The organism is Pseudomonas sp. LABIM340 (genome assembly GCF_040017195.2).
Lineage (GTDB): Bacteria > Pseudomonadota > Gammaproteobacteria > Pseudomonadales > Pseudomonadaceae > Pseudomonas.
Map to the genome: position 1 here is coordinate 2,503,874 of NZ_CM200227.1, position 17,892 is coordinate 2,521,765.

14 protein-coding genes are annotated in these 17,892 nt (G+C 66.8%); 9 read left to right on the forward strand and 5 right to left on the reverse strand.

What is annotated here, in order from left to right; translation table 11 throughout:
* Positions 1-85 precede the first annotated feature (85 nt).
* The 5 genes from ccsA (at position 86) to peaD (ending at position 7,048) form a co-directional block, all read left to right on the forward strand.
* Entirely contained in the window at positions 86-2,269 is a 2,184-nt protein-coding gene (gene ccsA, locus ABKS89_RS11810) for a cytochrome c biogenesis protein CcsA (RefSeq protein ID WP_348589929.1), read from the forward strand.
* A gap of 197 nt (positions 2,270-2,466) precedes the next feature.
* Complete coding sequence (gene peaA, locus ABKS89_RS11815; protein ID WP_348589916.1) at positions 2,467-4,038, forward strand: quinohemoprotein amine dehydrogenase subunit alpha; 1,572 nt, start codon at positions 2,467-2,469, stop codon at positions 4,036-4,038.
* Between the two features lie 76 nt (positions 4,039-4,114).
* Positions 4,115-5,545, forward strand: coding sequence for a quinohemoprotein amine dehydrogenase maturation protein (gene peaB / locus ABKS89_RS11820; RefSeq protein ID WP_138216214.1), 1,431 nt, complete (start codon positions 4,115-4,117; stop codon positions 5,543-5,545).
* Between the two features lies 1 nt (position 5,546).
* Positions 5,547-5,870 (forward strand): quinohemoprotein amine dehydrogenase subunit gamma, encoded by a 324-nt coding sequence (gene qhpC, locus ABKS89_RS11825; RefSeq protein ID WP_015477047.1) that lies wholly within the window; start codon positions 5,547-5,549, stop codon positions 5,868-5,870.
* 44 nt (positions 5,871-5,914) lie between these two features.
* A complete protein-coding gene (peaD, locus tag ABKS89_RS11830) occupies positions 5,915-7,048 on the forward strand; it encodes a quinohemoprotein amine dehydrogenase subunit beta (RefSeq protein ID WP_138216213.1) in 1,134 nt (377 codons plus the stop codon).
* Between the two features lie 64 nt (positions 7,049-7,112).
* Here peaD and ABKS89_RS11835 read toward each other — a convergent pair whose 3' ends face one another.
* Complete coding sequence (locus tag ABKS89_RS11835) at positions 7,113-7,250, reverse strand: PSPA7_2676 family Cys-rich small protein (RefSeq protein WP_277873433.1); 138 nt, start codon at positions 7,248-7,250, stop codon at positions 7,113-7,115.
* Positions 7,251-7,586: 336 nt separating this feature from the next.
* Here ABKS89_RS11835 and ABKS89_RS11840 point away from each other — a divergent pair, with 336 nt between their 5' ends.
* A complete protein-coding gene (locus tag ABKS89_RS11840; RefSeq protein ID WP_138216212.1) occupies positions 7,587-8,393 on the forward strand; it encodes an SDR family NAD(P)-dependent oxidoreductase in 807 nt (268 codons plus the stop codon).
* 364 nt (positions 8,394-8,757) lie between these two features.
* Here the strand turns inward: ABKS89_RS11840 and ABKS89_RS11845 are convergent, their stop codons facing one another.
* The 4 genes from ABKS89_RS11845 to pbpG all read right to left on the reverse strand — a co-directional run bounded on the left by ABKS89_RS11845 (position 8,758) and on the right by pbpG (position 12,364).
* The gene (locus ABKS89_RS11845; RefSeq protein WP_192296306.1) at positions 8,758-9,324 is read right to left on the reverse strand and encodes a TetR/AcrR family transcriptional regulator; all 567 of its coding nucleotides are present in this window, start codon (positions 9,322-9,324) and stop codon (positions 8,758-8,760) included.
* Positions 9,325-9,563: 239 nt separating this feature from the next.
* Complete coding sequence (locus ABKS89_RS11850; protein ID WP_348589917.1) at positions 9,564-10,697, reverse strand: thiolase family protein; 1,134 nt, start codon at positions 10,695-10,697, stop codon at positions 9,564-9,566.
* A 19-nt stretch (positions 10,698-10,716) separates the two neighbouring features.
* Positions 10,717-11,256 carry a hotdog fold thioesterase gene (locus ABKS89_RS11855; RefSeq protein ID WP_518301009.1) on the reverse strand — a complete coding sequence of 180 codons (540 nt, stop codon included), beginning with the start codon at positions 11,254-11,256 and terminating at the stop codon, positions 10,717-10,719.
* Positions 11,257-11,431: 175 nt separating this feature from the next.
* Positions 11,432-12,364: a D-alanyl-D-alanine endopeptidase gene (pbpG, locus tag ABKS89_RS11860; protein WP_348589918.1), complete on the reverse strand. Its 933-nt coding sequence runs from the start codon at positions 12,362-12,364 to the stop codon at positions 11,432-11,434.
* A 512-nt stretch (positions 12,365-12,876) separates the two neighbouring features.
* Between pbpG and ABKS89_RS11865 the strand changes: the two genes are divergently transcribed.
* From ABKS89_RS11865 to ABKS89_RS11875, 3 genes are all read left to right on the forward strand, one after another.
* Positions 12,877-14,556, forward strand: a complete 1,680-nt coding sequence (locus tag ABKS89_RS11865) for an AMP-binding protein (RefSeq protein ID WP_348589919.1) — start codon at positions 12,877-12,879, stop codon at positions 14,554-14,556.
* A gap of 51 nt (positions 14,557-14,607) precedes the next feature.
* Positions 14,608-15,624: an AraC family transcriptional regulator gene (locus ABKS89_RS11870; RefSeq protein WP_348589921.1), complete on the forward strand. Its 1,017-nt coding sequence runs from the start codon at positions 14,608-14,610 to the stop codon at positions 15,622-15,624.
* 81 nt (positions 15,625-15,705) lie between these two features.
* Positions 15,706-17,853: a methyl-accepting chemotaxis protein gene (locus tag ABKS89_RS11875; RefSeq protein WP_518301010.1), complete on the forward strand. Its 2,148-nt coding sequence runs from the start codon at positions 15,706-15,708 to the stop codon at positions 17,851-17,853.
* Positions 17,854-17,892 lie beyond the last annotated feature (39 nt).

The window sequence follows — 17,892 nt, forward strand, 5'->3', positions numbered from 1 at the left end:
TTTCCGGCTGGCACGCAACGTGAAGCGCTCCGGGTTTCGCCCAGCGCCACATCGGCGCTGCACAAGGAGGCCTGGCTTGAAGAGGATGCACCTGTCGTTGCCGTGGATTGCGGGGCCGCTGGCTGCCACGCTGACCTGCCTGTTGTTGTGGCTGCTGCCCGGCGTGGGCAATGGGCTGCTCTGGGCCCTGGCGGCGCTGATTGCCCTGGGAGCCATCCGCCAGGAGTGGCGCGGGCTGACGTGGCCGGTTGCCCTCGGTGCGCTGTGCGGCGCCTGCCTGGCGCTGGGGCTGCATCTGGTGGCCGACCACTTCCAGTTGCGCTACGCCTGGCTCTACAGCAGCGCGGCGCTGCCGGCCTACCTGAAGTTCTCCAACCTCTGGGGCGGCGACGAGGGCACGGTGCTGCTGCTGGCGACCTTCTGCATGGCCATCGCCCTGAAAAGTTCGGCGCTGCCCGGCTGGGCGGGGCGCGGTATGGCGCTGATCGCCGCCTGGTACGTCGCCACCGCCGCCTGGCTCGGGCCGTTCAGTGCGACGCCGGCGGACTGGCTGGCGGCGCAGCCAAGCCAGGGCATGAACGCCCACCTGCAGACCTTCTGGATGTCCCTGCATGCGCCGCTGATCCTCTGCGCCTATGCCTGGGTGCTGGCGCCGGCCGGTGCCGCGCTGGAAGCGCTGGGCTGGGGAGGGCACGCCTACGCCTGGGTGATGCCGCGCTACAGCCGCCGCGCCTGGCTGATCCTCAGCGCCGGTATCGGTGTCGGCATGGCCTGGGCCATGGAGGACTTCACCTACGGCCAGTTGTGGCACTGGGACCCGGTCCAGACCTCGGCCTTCATCATCTGGGCGCTGCTCGGCGCGGTGCTGCACGGTGCCCGCCGCTGGCGCGCGGACGGGTCCTACGCACGGTCGTTGCCAGTGCTCAGCCTGCTGGCGGCGGCCATGGCCTGCGGCGCCATGGCGGTGACCCGCAGCACGGTGCTCGCCAGTTCGCACCGCTACATCGGCACCACCTCCTGGCTCAGCCACCTGGCGCTGGCGGCGATCCTGCTGGCCCTCGCGGCTTTCCACCTGCTGGCCGGGTGGCGGTCGCGCAAGCGGGCAGGGCGGCGGCGCGGGGCGTCGGACTGGACCCTGGACGTGGCCATCTACCTGTTCGCCGGCACCGGCCTGCTGGCCCTCGGCGCGCTGCTCCAGGCGCACCTCTACGAGTGGCTGGGGATGGAGCGGCCGAGCGAGTTGAAGCCGTTCTTCGAGACCCTGACCGCCTGGGCTACCACCGCCGAGATGGACAGCCTGCGCCGCGCCTTCGACCAGTGGGACGTCAACGGCTACGGCCTGGCGCACTGGGTCGTGCCGCTGCTGGCGGCGCTCGGCCTGATGGGCGGCTACAGCTTCCTGCGCCGTTGCGGACGGCCACGACTGGCACTGCTGGCGACTGTGCTGATGGCGGCCGTGATGCTCTGGACCGGCTGGCACGGCGGCTGGCTGAACGACAGTTACAACGGCGACGGCATGCTCTCGCAGAACATCGTGCGGGTGCTGCCGTGGCTGGATGCGGCGCTGCTGGGCGGCGCCTTCCTGATGCTCAGCTGCCTGCTCTGGGGCGTACTGGCGATGTGGCGCAGCCGGCGCCTCGGCAACCTGCGCTACAGCGGCGGGCTGGCGCTGGTACATGGCGGCGCGGTGATCGCGCTGGTGGGCGGGCTGGCCGCCACGGCGCTGAACAGCTACCAGCAGATCAGCATCCCGCCGGGCACGTCCTTCGAGCAGTGGCACGCAGTGATCGGCGGCATGCAGATGCGCGTCTCGCCGGATGCCAGCCGCCCGGATTTCTCCGGCTACCACGCGGTGGCCAAGGTCGAACTGCGTGACGGTGATCGGACGCTCGCCGGCCACGCGCTGTTCCAGGACAGCCGGGGCAACCCGCCGGCCTACCAGGGGCCGGTGCGCCAGCTCTGCGAAATCCTCGACTATCACTACGCGCGCTTCGCCTCGGATCGCGGCTACGTGCTGCATCCGTTCATCGTCCGCGGCTGGAGTGGTGATCTGCAGATCTGGGTGCCGGCTTCCGCTCGTCTGCTCAAGCAGCCCGGCGACGATATCGAGAGCGTCGTGGTGGTACGCCGCTTCCCGTTCCTCTCGCTGGTCTGGATCGGCCTGCTGACCATGCTGTTCGGCGCCTTGTTGCTGCCGGCGGGCGGCGCTTTGCGCAAGCCGGACCATACTGCTTCGCAGGGTGTCTCACGGGCCCTGTCTCAGAGTTAGACAGCAATCGCGAAATGTGACGTCGCAATCCCGGTGTCCCCTGCCGGGCGTGCCTGCAAATCCCGCCGAAAGCCTGATTCGGCGGGGTTTGCGCAGTAGTGGCACACAACCTGCAAAACCGCTTTCAAGAGCTCGCTCTTAGCCCATCGGTGGGCGCGAATAACCAACAAGAATACCGAGGAGGCCTGACCTTGAAGATGACACGACTTCGGCACTATCTGGGTGCCGGAACCCTGGCCGCACTGGCCCTTGCGCTCCACCAGACGGCCCAGGCCGCACCCGAAGGCCAGGCGATCATCAACGCCAAGTGCCAGGCGTGCCACACGCCCGAAGGCAACAATTCCCTCAGTCGCATCAGCCACCAGCGCAAGACCCCCGAAGGCTGGCTGATGAGCATCGCCCGCATGCAGGTGATGTACGGCCTGAAGATCACCGATGAGGAACGTCGCTCGGTGGTCAAGTTCCTCGCCGACAAGCAGGGCCTGGCGCCCAGCGAAACCGAAGGTGTGCGCTACGCCCTCGAGCGCCGGCTGAACACCGTCGAGAAATTCGATACGAACTTCGAGCAGATGTGCGCCCGTTGCCACTCGGGTGCGCGCATCGCCCTGCAGCGCCGCCCGGCGGCGGAGTGGGAGAAGCTGGTGAACTTCCACCTCGGCCGCTGGCCGTCGCTGGAATACCAGGCCCTGGCCCGCGACCGCGACTGGTTCGACCTGGCGAAGAAAGAGATGGTCCCCGAGCTCGCCAAGCGCTACCCGTTGGAAAGCAAAGCCTGGTCCGACTGGCAGAAGAACCGGCCCAAGGCCGAATCCCTGGCGGGTAACTGGAGCTTCGCCGGGCACATGCCGGGCAAGGGCGACCTGGCCGGCAGCATGAGTGTGAGCAAGGACGGCGACGACGCCTTCAAGGTCAGCGTGAAGGGCCAGTACGCCGACGGCTCGCCGTTCAGCGGCGAGGGCAGCGCGGTGCTCTACAACGGCTACGAATGGCGCGGCGCGGTCACCGTCGGTGACGTGACCATGCGTCAGGTGTTCGCCGCACTGAATGGCCAGATGCAGGGCCGCATGTTCGACAAGGCCCACGACGAGCGCGGCCTGGACTTCGTTGCGGCGAAGGACGGCACCAGCCACGTGCTGGGTGTGCAGCCGGCCTACATCAAGGCGGGTGCGGAGACCGAAGTCAGCGTGGTCGGCACCGGCCTGAAGGGCAAGCCGTCGTTCGGCAAGGGCGTGGAAGTGGTGTCGGTGGTTTCCGAGACGCCCGAGCGTGTGACCGTCAAGGTCAAGGCCAGCGATGCGGCCGCCGCCGGCGAGCGCGATGTCACCGTGGGCACCGCCAAGGGCGGCAGCCTCGCGGTGTACAAGGACATCGCCGAAGTGAAGGTGGTGCCGGAATTCTCCATCTCCCGCATCGGCGGCAATGGCGGCTCCACGCCCAAGGTCCAGGGAAACTTCGATGCCGAGGCCTGGGGCAAGGGCGCCGACGGCAAGCCGTTCCGCATCGGCGTGTTCCCGGCGCAGTGGTCGGTCGAACCCTTCGATGACCGCGCCAAGGAAGACCAGGATGTGAAGTTCGCCGGCGCGATGGACGCCGCCACCGGCATCTTCACCCCGGGCGATGCCGGCCCGAACCCGGAACGCAAGATGATGACCAACAACGCCGGCAACCTGAAGGTGATCGCCGCGGTGGATGATGCCGGCCAGTCGCACAAGGGCGAAGGGCACATGATCGTCACCGTGCAGCGTTGGAACAACCCGCCGATCCCGTAACCGTCGGTATCGGATGAACTGAACGCATGAGCCCCGCCTGCGGGCGGGCGTACCAAGCAAGTTCCGGGAGGTCGCCATGGGCGCCATCTTGAATCTGGTCGAACGCAACCTGCATGAAGTGCAGGTCGACGCCGACCGCCTGTTGTTCCACATCCCCAGCTCCTCGCTGTTCGCCAGCGACGAGCTGACCGGCGGGATCATCGACGCGCTGCGCGGGCATGCCTGTTCGCCGGACGAGCTGACCCAGCGTCTGAGTGGCCGCTTCGCCGCCGAGGATATCGACGAGACCCTGCGCGAGCTGATCGCGCTGGAACTGGTCAGCGACGGCTCGCCGCTGACCCCTGAAATCGGCATCAAGAAGGTTGACCGCACCGCGCTCAACACCGTGGTGCTGAACGTCAATACCGGCTGCAACCTCAGCTGCACCTACTGCTACAAGGAAGACCTGGACAAGCCCTCCGCCGGCAAGAAGATGGGCGCGGAAACCGCCGAGGCCTCGGTGGAAATGCTGATCCAGGAATCCCCCGACGAGCAGCGCTATACCGTGGTGTTCTTCGGCGGCGAACCGCTGTCCAACCGTCCGCTGATCGAGCACATGGTCGCGTACTGCGAGCGCCGTTTCGGCGAGCTGGGCAAGACCGTGGACTTCGTCATGACCACCAATGCCACGCTGCTCACCGAGGAAATCGTCGACTGGCTCAATGCCCATCGCTTCGGGCTGTCCATCAGCATCGACGGGCCGAAGACGGTGCACGACCGCAACCGCATCACCGTGGGCGGGCAGGGCACCTATGACGTGGTGCGGCGCAAGGCCGACATGCTGCTGTCGCGCTACACCGCGCGGCCGGTGGGCGCACGGGTGACCCTGACCACCGGTGTCACCGACGTCGAGACCATCTGGAATCACCTGTTCAACGAGATGGGTTTTGCCGAAGTCGGTTTCGCCCCGGTCACCTCGGGCGACATCAGCAGCTACAACCTCACCACCGATGAGCTGAAGGCTGTCTTCGCCGGCATGAAGGCCCTCGGCCGCCGCTACCTGGACGAGGCGCTGGAAGGGCGCAACATCGGCTTCTCCAACCTGCACCAGCTGATCACCGACATCCACGAAGGGCAGAAGAAGGCCCTGCCGTGCGGCGCCGGCCTGAAGATGCTGGCGGTGGACCACAAGGGCGAGCTGAACCTGTGCCACCGCTTCACCGGTTCTTCGCTGCCGACCTTCGGCAACGTGCATGAAGGGGTGAAGCAGGCCGAGCTGAACGAGTTCCTCTCGCAGCGCCTGGACCGCACCGACACCGGCTGCGCCAGCTGCCACATCCGCAACCTCTGCTCCGGCGGCTGCTACCACGAGAGCTACGCGCGCTACGGCGACCCGGCGCACCCCACCTACCACTACTGCGAACTGATGAGGGACTGGGTCGATTTCGGCATCGAGGTCTACAGCCGGATCATGGCTTCCAACCCCAGCTTCATCGACCGCCACATCACTCCGCGGAAGGCGCACTGACATGAAACATCTGAAAGCGATCAACACCAAAGCACAGAAGCTCGAACAGGCCGCCGCCGAGGATCGCATCGAGGACGTGGTGGCGATGAACTCCGTCGCCGGTTGCGCGGCGACCACCGACCCGGGCTGGGAAGTCGACGTGTTCGGCGGCGTCTCCTCGCTCTGCCAGCCGATGGAAGCGGACCTCTACGGCTGCTCCGACCCCTGCTGGTGGCCGGCCCAGGTGCCGGACATGATGAGCACCTACCCCGACTGGAACAAGGATGCGCAGGCCTCGGCCGAGAACTGGCGCAACCTCGGCACCGTATTCCCGGACGACAAATGATCGCCCTGAAACATATGGGACAGAAGAACAAGAGGAAAACCTGCATGTCCAGAAAAGCATTCGCCGCCGCGCTCGGCGGCCTCTCGCTGGCCTGCGCGCTGCAAGCTCTCGCCGCCGATGCCGGCGCAGACGTGAGCAAAGCGCTGGAAAGTGGCCACGAGTACCTGATCAGCACCAACTACCCGAACAACCTGCACGTCATCGACATGCAGACCGACAAGCTGTTCAAGACCTGCACCATCCCCGGCGCCTACGGCCCGGGCATGACCCAGCTGTCGCCGGACCGCAAGACCGTCTACATCCTCAGCAACCACTACGCGGACATCTACGGCATCCAGCTCGATGACTGCAAACCGGTGTTCCACGCCACCATCGCGCAGAAGCCGGGCGAGAACGCGCGGGCGATGTTCTCCATGACCGTCAGCCATGACGGCAAGGAGATCTACGCCATCGCCAACCCGACGCTGATCCTCGCCGAGCACTACGAGGTGCAGCAGCCGCGCCTGCAGGTGTATTCCGTCGCCGACGGCATGGACGCCAAGCCGGTGCGTACCTTCCCGGCGCCGCGCCAGCTGACCATCATGCAGAGCGGCGACGACGGCACCCTCTACGTGGCGGGCCCGGACATCTACAAGGTGGACGTGAAGACCGGCAAGTTCGACGTGGTGATCCCCAGCCGCAACTGGAAGCGCCCCAACTACGCGCCGCCAGATGTGCTCTACGTGTGGAACCAGCAGACCTACCCGCGTGACTTCTCGCTGCTCTACACCACGGCGAAGTTCAAGGACGCCAAGCAGGACATGGCCACGGCCGACTTCCTCTATGGCTTCTTCAACATCGATCTGGCCACCGGCAAGACCGAGACCGTCGATTTCGGCCCGGTCACCGAGGTGTACTTCAGCGGCATCCGCTCGGCCAAGGACCGCAACATCGTCTACGGCGTGCTGAACCGCCTGGCCAAGTACGACATCAAGGAGCAGAAGCTGGTCAAGGCGGCGAACCTGGACCACTCCTACTACTGCCTGTCGACCAACAAGGCCGGCAACAAGCTGTACCTGACCGGCACCCTGAACGACGTGGCAATCTTCGACGCCGACAGCCTGGAGCGCATCGGCGATCTGAAGCTGCCCGGCGGCGACATGGCGATCACCACCAGTCAGGCGTTCGTGGCCAACTGAAAGCTGTTTAATTGACGAACTGCCCCGGAGCATTCGCGTGCTCCGGGGCAGTTTCGTTTCCGGCTCAGATTTCCGGTTCGGGACTGAGGTACCGCTGCGCACCGCAGCGCGCACAGCGCTGGCAGAGCATCGGCACGCGGCCGACTTCGGTCAGATTCCCTTCATCCCAAACACATCCCAGGAAAAAGCAGCGCAATCGCATGTGTCCTCCTCCGGATCGCTCCGGTGCATAGACAGGCAGCAGGGTGCAGGTGACGCTCCGGGATTGTTCTTGTGTGGAGACCCAGCGAGCCTCTCGCGAGCGCTCTGGAATGGGCAACCTAAACTGCCGGATGGCGCCCGGCGGCCACCCCGCAAGGCTTATCAGTGACTCCCTGGCCGTTCGTCAGCGCCGCATGACAGCTCTTGACAGATAATATGATGAGCATAATATTCGCAATCAGATGACGGTCATCATTCCAGTGGCCGGACATTCCGGACGGCCACCCGGCCCACTCAATCCTGCAAGCGGGGCAACCGCCTCCCTGGAGCAAGAACCATGAATGCCAAATCCGAACTGGGCCGCGCACTGATCACCGGTGCTTCCTCCGGCATCGGCGCCACCTATGCGCAGCGCCTCGCCGCCCAGGGCTACGACCTGCTGCTGGTGGCTCGCGACCAGCAGCGCCTGGATGCCCTGGCCGCGCGCCTCGGTGAGGAATACGGCGTTTCGGTGGAGGCGCTGAAGGCCGACCTGACCCGCCGCGAAGACCGCGCCCGCATCGAGGCCCGCCTGGCCGAAGACGCCAGCCTCAGCCTGCTGCTGAACAACGCCGGCGTGGCGATCAACGGCACCCTGCTGGAGACCGACCTCGACCGCCTGGAAAGCATGATCGAGCTGAACGTCATCGCCACCGCACGTCTGGCCGGCGCCGCTGCCAAGGCCTTCGCCGGGCGTGGGCGCGGCACCATCATCAACGTGGCCTCGGTGCTGGCCCTGGCGCCGGAACTGTTCAACGGCAGCTACAGCGCCACCAAGGCCTTCGTGCTCAACCTGACCCAATCCATGCAGCAGGAACTGGCGCCGCTGGGCCTGCGCATCCAGGCCGTGCTGCCGGGCGCCACCCGCACCGAAATCTGGGACCGCGCCGGCACCGACATCTCCGCACTGCCGGCGGAAATGCTGATGGACGTGAACCACATGGTCGACGCCGCGCTGGCCGGCCTGGCCCAGGGTGAAGTGGTGACCCTGCCGGCGCTGCCGGATGCGGGTGAATTCGAAGCCTTTACTGCCGCGCGCCTGAAGATGGCGCCGAACCTGTCGCGCAGCGCCCCGGCGCAGCGTTATGGCGTGGCGGTGGCTTGATCGAGTAACTGAGTGGCGAAAAGCTTGCCCCGGCCTTGCGCCGGGGCTTTTTTATGCGCGGCTTTCGTGGGAGCGGGTCATGGCCGCTCGGGATGAGCATCCGCGCTCGGATTGGCCCTCACCCTAACCCTCTCCCAAGGGGAGAGGGGACCGTTCGGTATGAGGTGAATCCATGGCGTCAGCCGGCACGGGCGGCTCCCTCTCCCTCAGGAGCGGGGCGCGCAGCCAGGGCTGGGGTGAGGGGAATACGCAGGAGCGTAGGGCGAATAACCTGGAACAGGTTATCCGCCGGCTCTTGAGCGGCGGATAACGCTGGCGCGTTATGCGCCCTACAAAAGCGTCACATGCGCCTGCTTGGGGAGATTCACTCCGCCGCGCCGATCTCGCGCTTCAGGTGCCGGCGGGTGCTCTCCAGGATGCGGTCGGACATCTCCGGATCGGCCACGCTGCGCGATAGCACCAGCGCGCCGATCAGGGTGGCGAGCATGGCCACGCTCTCGTCCTCGGCATGCTCGCTGGGCAGCGCCTTCTCGATGGCGTCGATACGCGCCTGGACGATGGCGTCGGTGGTGGCGCTGGCATGGCCGCGCGCGCCCAGCTCGGCCGAAATGGTCGGTAGCGGGCAGCCCTTGCCGGGCGCGTTGCGGTGGCCGGGGGAGAGGTACTGATCGATGAAGCCGGGCAGCGGCTCGGCCTTCTCGAACTGCTGGTCGACCACCGGGCGCAGCTGCTCGGCGGCCTGCTGCAGGGCGATTTCCACCAGCTCGTCCTTGGACTTGAAGTGCGCGTAGAAGCCGCCATGGGTAAGGCCTAGCGCCTTCATCAGCGTCTGCAGGCCGGTGGCGTCCACGCCCTCGCTGCGGAAGCGCTGCGCCGCCTCGTTGATGATACGTTCGCGGGTCTGGGCCTTGTGGTCTTCGGAGTAACGCATGACCGGTCTCCTGCGGATCATGGAATGCTGGATGTCATTCTAACGCAGGGAGGGCGAGGGGGGGGGATTCGGGGCATGGACTTAACCTGTAGGAGCGGGCCTTGCCCGAGATCGCGCGCATGGCGCGCTCCTACAGGGGACTCCTCAGTCCCGTAGGGCGAATAACCTGGCACAGGTTATCCGCCGGCCGGCTCGCGGCGCATAACCCTGGCACGTTATGCGCCCTACGGGCGTGACGATCAGCGAACGGCTTCGAGCAAGGTCGCCACGCCCTGCCCACCGCCGATGCACTGGGTGGCGATGGCATAGCGCCCGCCAGTTTCCTTCAGCAGCGCCGCCGCCTTGCCGGTGATGCGCGCGCCGGTAGCGCCCAGCGGATGGCCGATGGCCAGGGCGCCGCCATGCAGGTTGACCCGGTCGCTATCCAGCTCCAGCCCGCGCAGGCAGGCCAGCGCCTGGCTGGAGAAGGCCTCGTTGATCTCCACCAGGTCGATGTCGGCCATGCGCAATCCCGCGCGGTCGAGCAGCTTGCGGGTCGCGTAGAGCGGGCCCATGCCCATGATCTCTGGCGGGCAGCCGACCACGGCGACGGCCTTCACCCGCGCCAGGATGTCCAACCCGTTGGAGCGGGCGAAGCCTTCGCTGCACACCAGCACGGCCGCCGCGCCATCGGTGAGCGGCGAGGCGGTGCCGGCAGTGACGCTGCCGCCGAAGGCCGGCTTGAGCTGCGCCAGTGCCTCCAGGTTGGTGCCGGGGCGGATGCAGCCGTCCTCGCTGACCACCCCGTTGGGCGTGTCGATGGGCACGATCTCCGCCGCCAGCAGGCCCTGCTCGCGGGCGCGGGCGGCCTTGGCGTGGGAGTCCACGGCCATGGCTTCCTGGTCGGCGCGGGAGATGCCGAAGCGCTCGGCGACTATCTCGGCGGTCTGCCCCATGGGCATGTAGGCCTGGGGGAACTCCGCCAGCAGGCGCGGGTTGGGCGAGAGGTTGAAGCCGCCCATGGGCACGCGGGTCATGGACTCCACGCCCGCGCAGATGAAGGCATCCCCCGCGCCGAGCTGGATCTGCCCGGCGGCGAAGTGGATGGAGGTCATGGACGAGCCGCAGAAGCGGTTCACCGTGGCGCCGGCCACGGTTTCCGGGAGTCCGGCGAGGAAGCCGGTGATGCGCGCCAGGTTCATGCCCTGTTCGGCCTCGGGGTAAGCGCAGCCCATGATCAGGTCTTCGATCAATCGGGCATCCAGGCCGCTGCGCGCGACCAGCCCCTTGACCGTCTGCGCGGCGAGGTCGTCCGGGCGTACGTCGATCAGCGCGCCTTTCTTGGCGAAGTGGAACGGGGAGCGGGCATAACCCGCGATGACGACGGAAGTCATGGTCGGTCTCCTGGGAAGATCAGCGCCCGAGGATCAGGCAGGTGGTGGAGCCGGTGGCGTAGAGCCGGCCGTCCACGTCGTAGAGGCGACCCTCGGCCAGGGCGGTGGAGCGGCCGATGTGCACCAGGGTGCCTTCGGCGCGGATCGGGCCGGTGTCGCGGGTCAGTGCGCGGATGTAGCTGATACGCAGGTCGGTGGTGGTGTAGCCCAGCCCCGGTTCGAGCATCGTGTGCACCGCGCAACCCATGGCCGAGTCCAGCAGGGTGGCCGCGTAGCCGCCGTGCACGGTGCCCAGCGGGTTGTAGTGGCGCATGTCCGGGGTGCCCTGGAAGATGAAGCGGCCCTGGCCCCATTCCAGCGGGACGAAGCCGATCAGCGCATTGATCGGCGGGGCAGGCAGTTCGCCGGCGCCGATGCCGTCGAAGAACTCCTGGGGCGTCTTGCCGCGCAACTCCTGCAGCGAAACCACGCCGGGCTCGGCCAGCCGCTGGCGCATCTGCGCCGCCGCCGCTTCCCAGGCGGCAATCTTCTGTTCACGGGTGAGTGTCAGGTCGGTCATCGCAAGGCTCCGGCAATCAAATATTACGGACGTCATACTAGCATTGAATGACGGTTGGCATATAAGTGGCGGAAGCGCCATCCAGCAGGGCTGAAGCGACAGGGCAAGAAGGGGAAAAGAAGGGCAGCAGGAGGGGGCGGCTGGCGGAGCGGACTCCGCCAGCGCGGGGAGGGGCTTACTCGGCAGTGGCCGTGATGTTGGCCGCGCGCGCCTGGCTGCGCTGGGCCTTGTACTGCAGGGCGACGGCGGGCACCGGCGAGGCGACGCCGGTTTCCACCCAGCGGCGGATGCGGCCGGCGTCGGCCACATGGGTGCGCTTGCCGAAGGCATCGAGCAGGGCCAGGGCGACCGGGCGGCCGTTCATCATGGTGACCATCACCAGGCAGTGGCCGGCGTCGTTGGTGAAGCCGGTCTTGGTCAGGCGGATGTCCCACTTGCCGTTGCGCACCAGCGGGTTGGTGTTGAAGAAGCTCAGCGAGTAGCTGGGCTTGCTGAAGCGCGCGTCGCTGGTCGCCGTGGTGCTCAGCTGGCGGATCTGCGGGTAGGTGTAGGCGGCCTTGGCCAGGCGGATCAGATCGTTGGCGTCGGAGACGTTGTGGATCGACAGGCCGGTGGGCTCGACGTAATGGGTGCTGGTCATGCCCAGGGATTTGGCCTTGGCGTTCATCGCCGCGACGAAGGCTTTGGAGCCGCCCGGATAGTTGTGGGCGAGGCTGGCGGCAGCGCGGTTTTCCGAGGACATCAGGGCCAGCAGCAGCATGTTCTGGCGGCTGATCATGCTGCCCAGGTGGACGCGGGAGAACACGCCCTTCATCTCGGCGGTCTCGGAGATGTCCACGGGGATCAGCTCGTTCATCGGCAGCTTGGCGTCCAGGGTGACCATGGCGGTCATCAGCTTGGTCACCGAGGCGATGGGTACTACCAGGTTGGGATTGCTGGAGTAGAGGGTCTTGCCGCTCTCCAGGTCGATCACCAGGGCGCTGCCGGAGGCGAGCACCAGCTCCTTGGGGGAAGCCGCCTTGGCGGGGGAGGCGGCGAAGGTGTTCGATGAACAGACAACAGCGGCACAGGCAAACAGCAGGCTCAGTATCGAACGACGACTAGTCATGGACGGGATTCGCAAGCGTGAGTGGGAATGTATCTACATCCATGTAGGCATTTTCGGCGAATTCTAATGCAAGGTCCGTCATAGCGCACGCGGCGCGGGGCGTCTCAGATTGCGACAGATTGAGACGTGGCGCCGCCCGCTGCGTAGAGACCGTGCGCCGTGCTGGCAGTCGCGGCGCGGCAGCTTGCCCGAGCTGTTGCGAAATGCAACCGGAAGTGCTTCCCGGTGAACGCGTTGAAACCTTCTCAAAGCCCCGCCGCATATGGCGTTCAGGCCGGATGGCACGCTTTGTGAGTGGCTATCCTGAAATGAGCGGAGGCGCCCGGCCCGCTGCTTTGCCGATGGTCGGGGTTGCGTTTACCTTTACGTTAACGTAAACATGTTCCGCAGCCCGCGACCGGTCAGTCAGCCGCGCGGCTGCCGGTAAGCAAGCGCGGTTCCAGACGCTCTGCGTCGCTGCCCGAACCGATCGTTCAGTGTTGATCCCAGAACAAGCACAACAAGGGAAAGCCATGAACCACCTGAGTTACACCCGCGGCCCGCAGGACAAACCCCTGCTGGCCATGACCGTCGGCGCAGCCTTCGACGCCACCGTCGAGCGTTTCGCCCCGCGCGAGGCGCTGGTCGTGCGTCACCAGAACCTGCGCTACACCTGGGCCGAACTGGCCGAGGTGGTCAATGGCATCGCCCGCGCTTTCCTCGCCCTCGGCCTGCGTCCCGGCGACCGCCTGGGGATCTGGGCGCCCAACTGCGCGCAGTGGTGCGTCACCCAGTTCGCCAGCGCCAAGGTCGGCGCCGTGCTGGTCAACATCAACCCGGCCTACCGGGTGAACGAACTCGAATACGCGCTCAAGCAGTCCGGCTGCCGCTGGCTGGTGTGCGCCGACGCCTTCAAGTCCTCCGATTACCACGGCATGCTCGCCGACCTGCTGCCCGAACTGGGGCAGGGCAGGCCGGGCGAGCTGTCCAGCGACCGCCTGCCGGAGCTGCGCGGGGTGATCAGCCTGTCCGACACCGCGCCCACCGGCTTCCTGCGCTGGAGCCAGCTGGAGCCGCTGGGCCGTGGCATCGCTGCCACCGAACTCGCCGAGCGCCAGGCGCTGCTGCAGTTCGACGAGCCGATCAACATCCAGTACACCTCCGGCACCACCGGCTTCCCCAAGGGCGCCACGCTCAGCCACTACAACATCCTCAACAACGGCCTGATGGTCGGCGACAGCCTCGGCCTCACCGAGCACGACCGCCTGGTGATCCCGGTGCCGCTGTACCACTGCTTCGGCATGGTGATGGGCAACCTCGGCTGCCTGACCCACGGCTCCACCATGATCTACCCCGCGCCCAGCTTCGAGCCCGAGGCGACCCTGGCGGCAGTGGCGGAAGAGAAGGCCACCGCGCTGTACGGCGTGCCTACCATGTTCATTGCCGAGCTGGACCACCCGACCCGCCGCGACTTCGACCTGTCGAGCCTGCGCACCGGCATCATGGCCGGCGCCACCTGCCCGATCGAAGTGATGCGCCGGGTCATCGACGAAATGCACATGGCCGAGGTGCAGATCGCCTACGGCATGACCGAGACCAGCCCGGTATCGCTGCAGACCGGCCCGGATGACGACCTGGAAACCCGCGTCACCACCGTCGGCCGCACCCAGCCGCACCTGGAAAGCAAGATCATCGACGCCGACGGCCGCATCGTCCCGCGCGGCACCATCGGCGAGCTGTGCACCCGTGGCTACAGCGTGATGCTCGGCTACTGGACCAACCCGCAGGCGACTTCCGAGGCCATCAGCCCGGCGCGCTGGATGCTCACCGGCGACCTCGCCGAGATGGACGAAGCCGGCAACGTGCGCATCGTCGGGCGCAGCAAGGACATGATCATTCGCGGCGGCGAGAACATCTATCCGCGTGAGATCGAGGAATTCCTCTACACCCACCACGCCGTGGCCGACGCCCAGGTGATCGGCATCCCCGACGAGAAGTACGGCGAGGAACTGGTGGCCTGGGTCAAGTTCCACCCCGGCCACAGCGTCGCCGAAGACGAGCTGCGGACCTTCTGCAAGAACGCCATCGCCCACTTCAAGGTGCCGCGCCACTTCCGCTTCTGCGACGAGTTCCCGATGACGGTGACCGGCAAGATACAGAAGTTCCGCATGCGCGAGATCAGCATCGAAGAGGTGCGCAGCAAGCGTGGCTGATCGCCCGATGCCTGCCTGCGCCCTGGCGCGCGCCCGGATTGCCGGGGCGTCATGGGCGTAGAGAAGGGCACCATTTCCATCCGTCTGGTCAGCGAGGCGCTGGCTGAATTTCGTCGTGCCGGCCGCGACGACGGCCCGCTATTGGCTGCCGCCGGCATCGCCCCGGAGCTGTTCGGCAAACCCTACGCGCGGGTTTCCAGCCAGGCCTATGCGCGGCTCTGGCTGCGCCTGGCCAGAGAGATGGACGACGAGTTCTTCGGCATGAACGCCCGGCGCATGAAGTCCGGCAGCTTCAACTTCATGACCGCCGCCGCCGTCCGCGAGCCGACTCTGGAGACGGCGATGAACGCCGCGCTGCGCTTCATGGGCCTGGTGTTCGACGACTTCACCCCGCGCCTGACTCGCCAGGAAGGCTTGGCCGCCATCGTCCTCGACGAGCCCGAGGGGCCGGCGCCGCGTGCGTTCTGTTACTTCACCCTGTGGCTGATGCTGCACGGCCTGGCCTGCTGGCTGGTGGGGCGACGCATCCCGGTGCTGGCCATCGAACTGCGCTGCCCGCAGCCGGACTTCATCGCCGACTACCGGGTGATGTTCACCGAGAACCTCAATTTCGCCCGGCGCCAGTCGCGCCTGCTGTTCAACGCCGAGGTGCTCGATCTCCCCGTGCGCCGCGACGAGCGCGAGCTACGGCGCTTCCTCGGTGGCGCGCCGGCCAACATCCTGGTGCGCTACCGCGACCCGCAGAGCCTCGCCGCACGCACCAAGGCCTACCTGCGCAGCCTGAAGTTCGAACGCTGGCCGGACCTCGACGCCCTCGCCGGGCACTTCTACATGGCGCCCTCGACGTTGCGCCGCAAGCTCGCCGCCGAAGGGCAGTCCTACCAGGCGCTCAAGGACCAGCTGCGCCGCGACCTCGCCATCGCCCGGCTGGACAGCGGCGACGGCAACTTCGCCGACCTCGCCGAGGAGCTGGGTTTCGCCGACACCAGCGCCTTCTACAAGGCCTTCCGCAAATGGACCGGATCGACGCCCGGGCAATACCGCGCGCTGATCCGCCAGGAGCCCTGAAATTTAAGGGCCCGGCTCAAGTAGCCGCCTTACAAGCCGATAAAACCTCAAAGAATTGCTTGTTGCTCAAGGACGCCAACCATGCCCCTGTCCCGCCTCTCGATCCAGTGGAAGATCACGCTGCTGACCGGCCTCTGCCTGCTCTGCATCGTCTGCCTGCTGGTCGGCCTCTCGCTGTTCCGGATGAACCATGATGCGCAGCTGATCAAGGCGGCCAACGCGGACATGCTCAAGGACGCGGCCAAGTCGCGGATGCAGGCGCGCAGCGAGCAGCAGGCGGAGATCATCCAGCGCTTCTTCACCGACGTTTACCACTTCGGCAACCAGTTCTCCCGCCAGGTCGCCCAGCTGCGCGAGCAGACCACCAAGCACGGCGCGGACGCCGCCGGCGTGCGCAAGGACCTGAACCAGCTGGTGCGCGATGGCCTGAAGAGCAACCCGAACCTGCTCAGCCTCTACGTGGTCTTCGAGCCCGATGCGCTGGACGGCCAGGACGCCGCCTTCCATGAGCAGCCCGACGCCGGCAGCAACGAGAAGGGTCGCTTCGGCGCCTATTGGGCGCAGAAGGCCTCCGGCGAGATGACCGGCCTGGCGGTGACCGAGGACATGATCGCCGATACCTCAGCGATGCTCGACGGCAGCCCGTTCAACACCTGGCAGCTGTGCCCGCTGCAGACCCGCAAGGCCTGCGTGCTCAACCCGTATTTCGACAGCGCCTCGGGCACCAAGGTACTGATGACCACCGTGACCTTCCCGCTGATCGACCAGGGCAAGGTCATCGCCGTGATCGGCATCGACATCAGCCTCAGCCGCCTGCAGCAGCTGACCGTGGATGGCGACCGCCAGCTCTACGATGGCGCCGGCAGTGTCAGCATCGTCAGCCCGGCGGGCCTGCTCGCCGGATACAGCAGCGACGAAGCGCTGCTCGGTCAGCCGCTGGCCAAGGCCATCCCCGGCCAGGCCGCCGAACTGCTGTCCCTGCAGGCCGGCGGTCGTCCGCAGGTGCTGGAGCAGGAAGGCCAGCTGCGCGTACTCGAGCCGCTGCTGCCGATCCCAGATGCCACCAAGCCCTGGGCCGTGGTGCTCGACGTGCCGCAGGAGGTGCTGCTGGCTCCGGCGCTGGAACTGCAGAAGCAACTGGATGAGCGCAACTCCAGCGGCGCGCTGTGGCAGACGCTGTTCGGCCTCGCTGCCGCCATCGTCGGCCTGCTACTGGTGTGGCTCACCGCCCGCGGCGTAACCCGTCCGATCCTCAATGTCGCTGCCATGCTGCGCAACATCGCCAGCGGCGAAGGCGACCTGACCAGGCGCCTGGACTACAGCGGCAAGGACGAACTGGGCGAACTGGCCGGCTGGTTCAACCGCTTCCTCGACAAGCTGCAGCCGATCATCCGCGACGTGAAATCCTCGGTGCAGGACGCCCGCGCCACCGCCGACCAGTCCTCGGAAATCGCCAGCCAGACCAGCGCCGGCATGCAGCAGCAGTTCCGCGAAGTCGACCAGGTGGCCACCGCTTCCCAGGAAATGAGCGCCACCGCCCACGACGTCGCCAACAGCGCCGCCATGGCCGCCGATGCCGCCCGTGGCGCTGACGGTGCGACCCGTGATGGCCTCAGCGTGATCGACAACACCACCCGCCTGATCGACGAACTGGCCAGCGACATGAGCAGCGCCATGAGTCAGGTGGAAGGCCTCGCCGCCAGCAGCGAGCAAATCGGCTCGGTACTGGAAGTGATCCGCGGCATCGCCGAACAAACCAACCTGCTGGCGCTCAACGCCGCCATCGAAGCGGCCCGCGCCGGTGAAGCCGGTCGCGGCTTCGCGGTGGTCGCCGACGAAGTGCGCAACCTCGCCAAGCGCACCCAGGATTCGGTGGAGGAAATCCGCCAGGTCATCGAGGGCTTGCAGAACGGCACCCGCGATGTGGTCGGCGCGATGAGCAACAGCCACCGTCAGGCGCAGGACAGCGTTTCCCAGGTTGAGCAGGCCGTGGCCGCGCTGAAGCGCATCGGCGACGCCGTGGGTGTGATCACCGACATGAACCTGCAGATCGCCAGCGCCGCCGAGGAACAGAGCGCGGTGGCCGAGGAGATCAACCGCAACGTCGCCGGCATCCGCGACGTGACCGAATCGCTGTCCAGCCAGGCGCAGGAATCGGCGCAGGTCAGCCAGTCGCTGAACAAGCTGGCCAATCATCAGCAGGGGCTGATGGATCAGTTCCGCGTTTGAGCCCCGCAGCAGGATCGGTCGCGGGCATGGCCCGCTCCT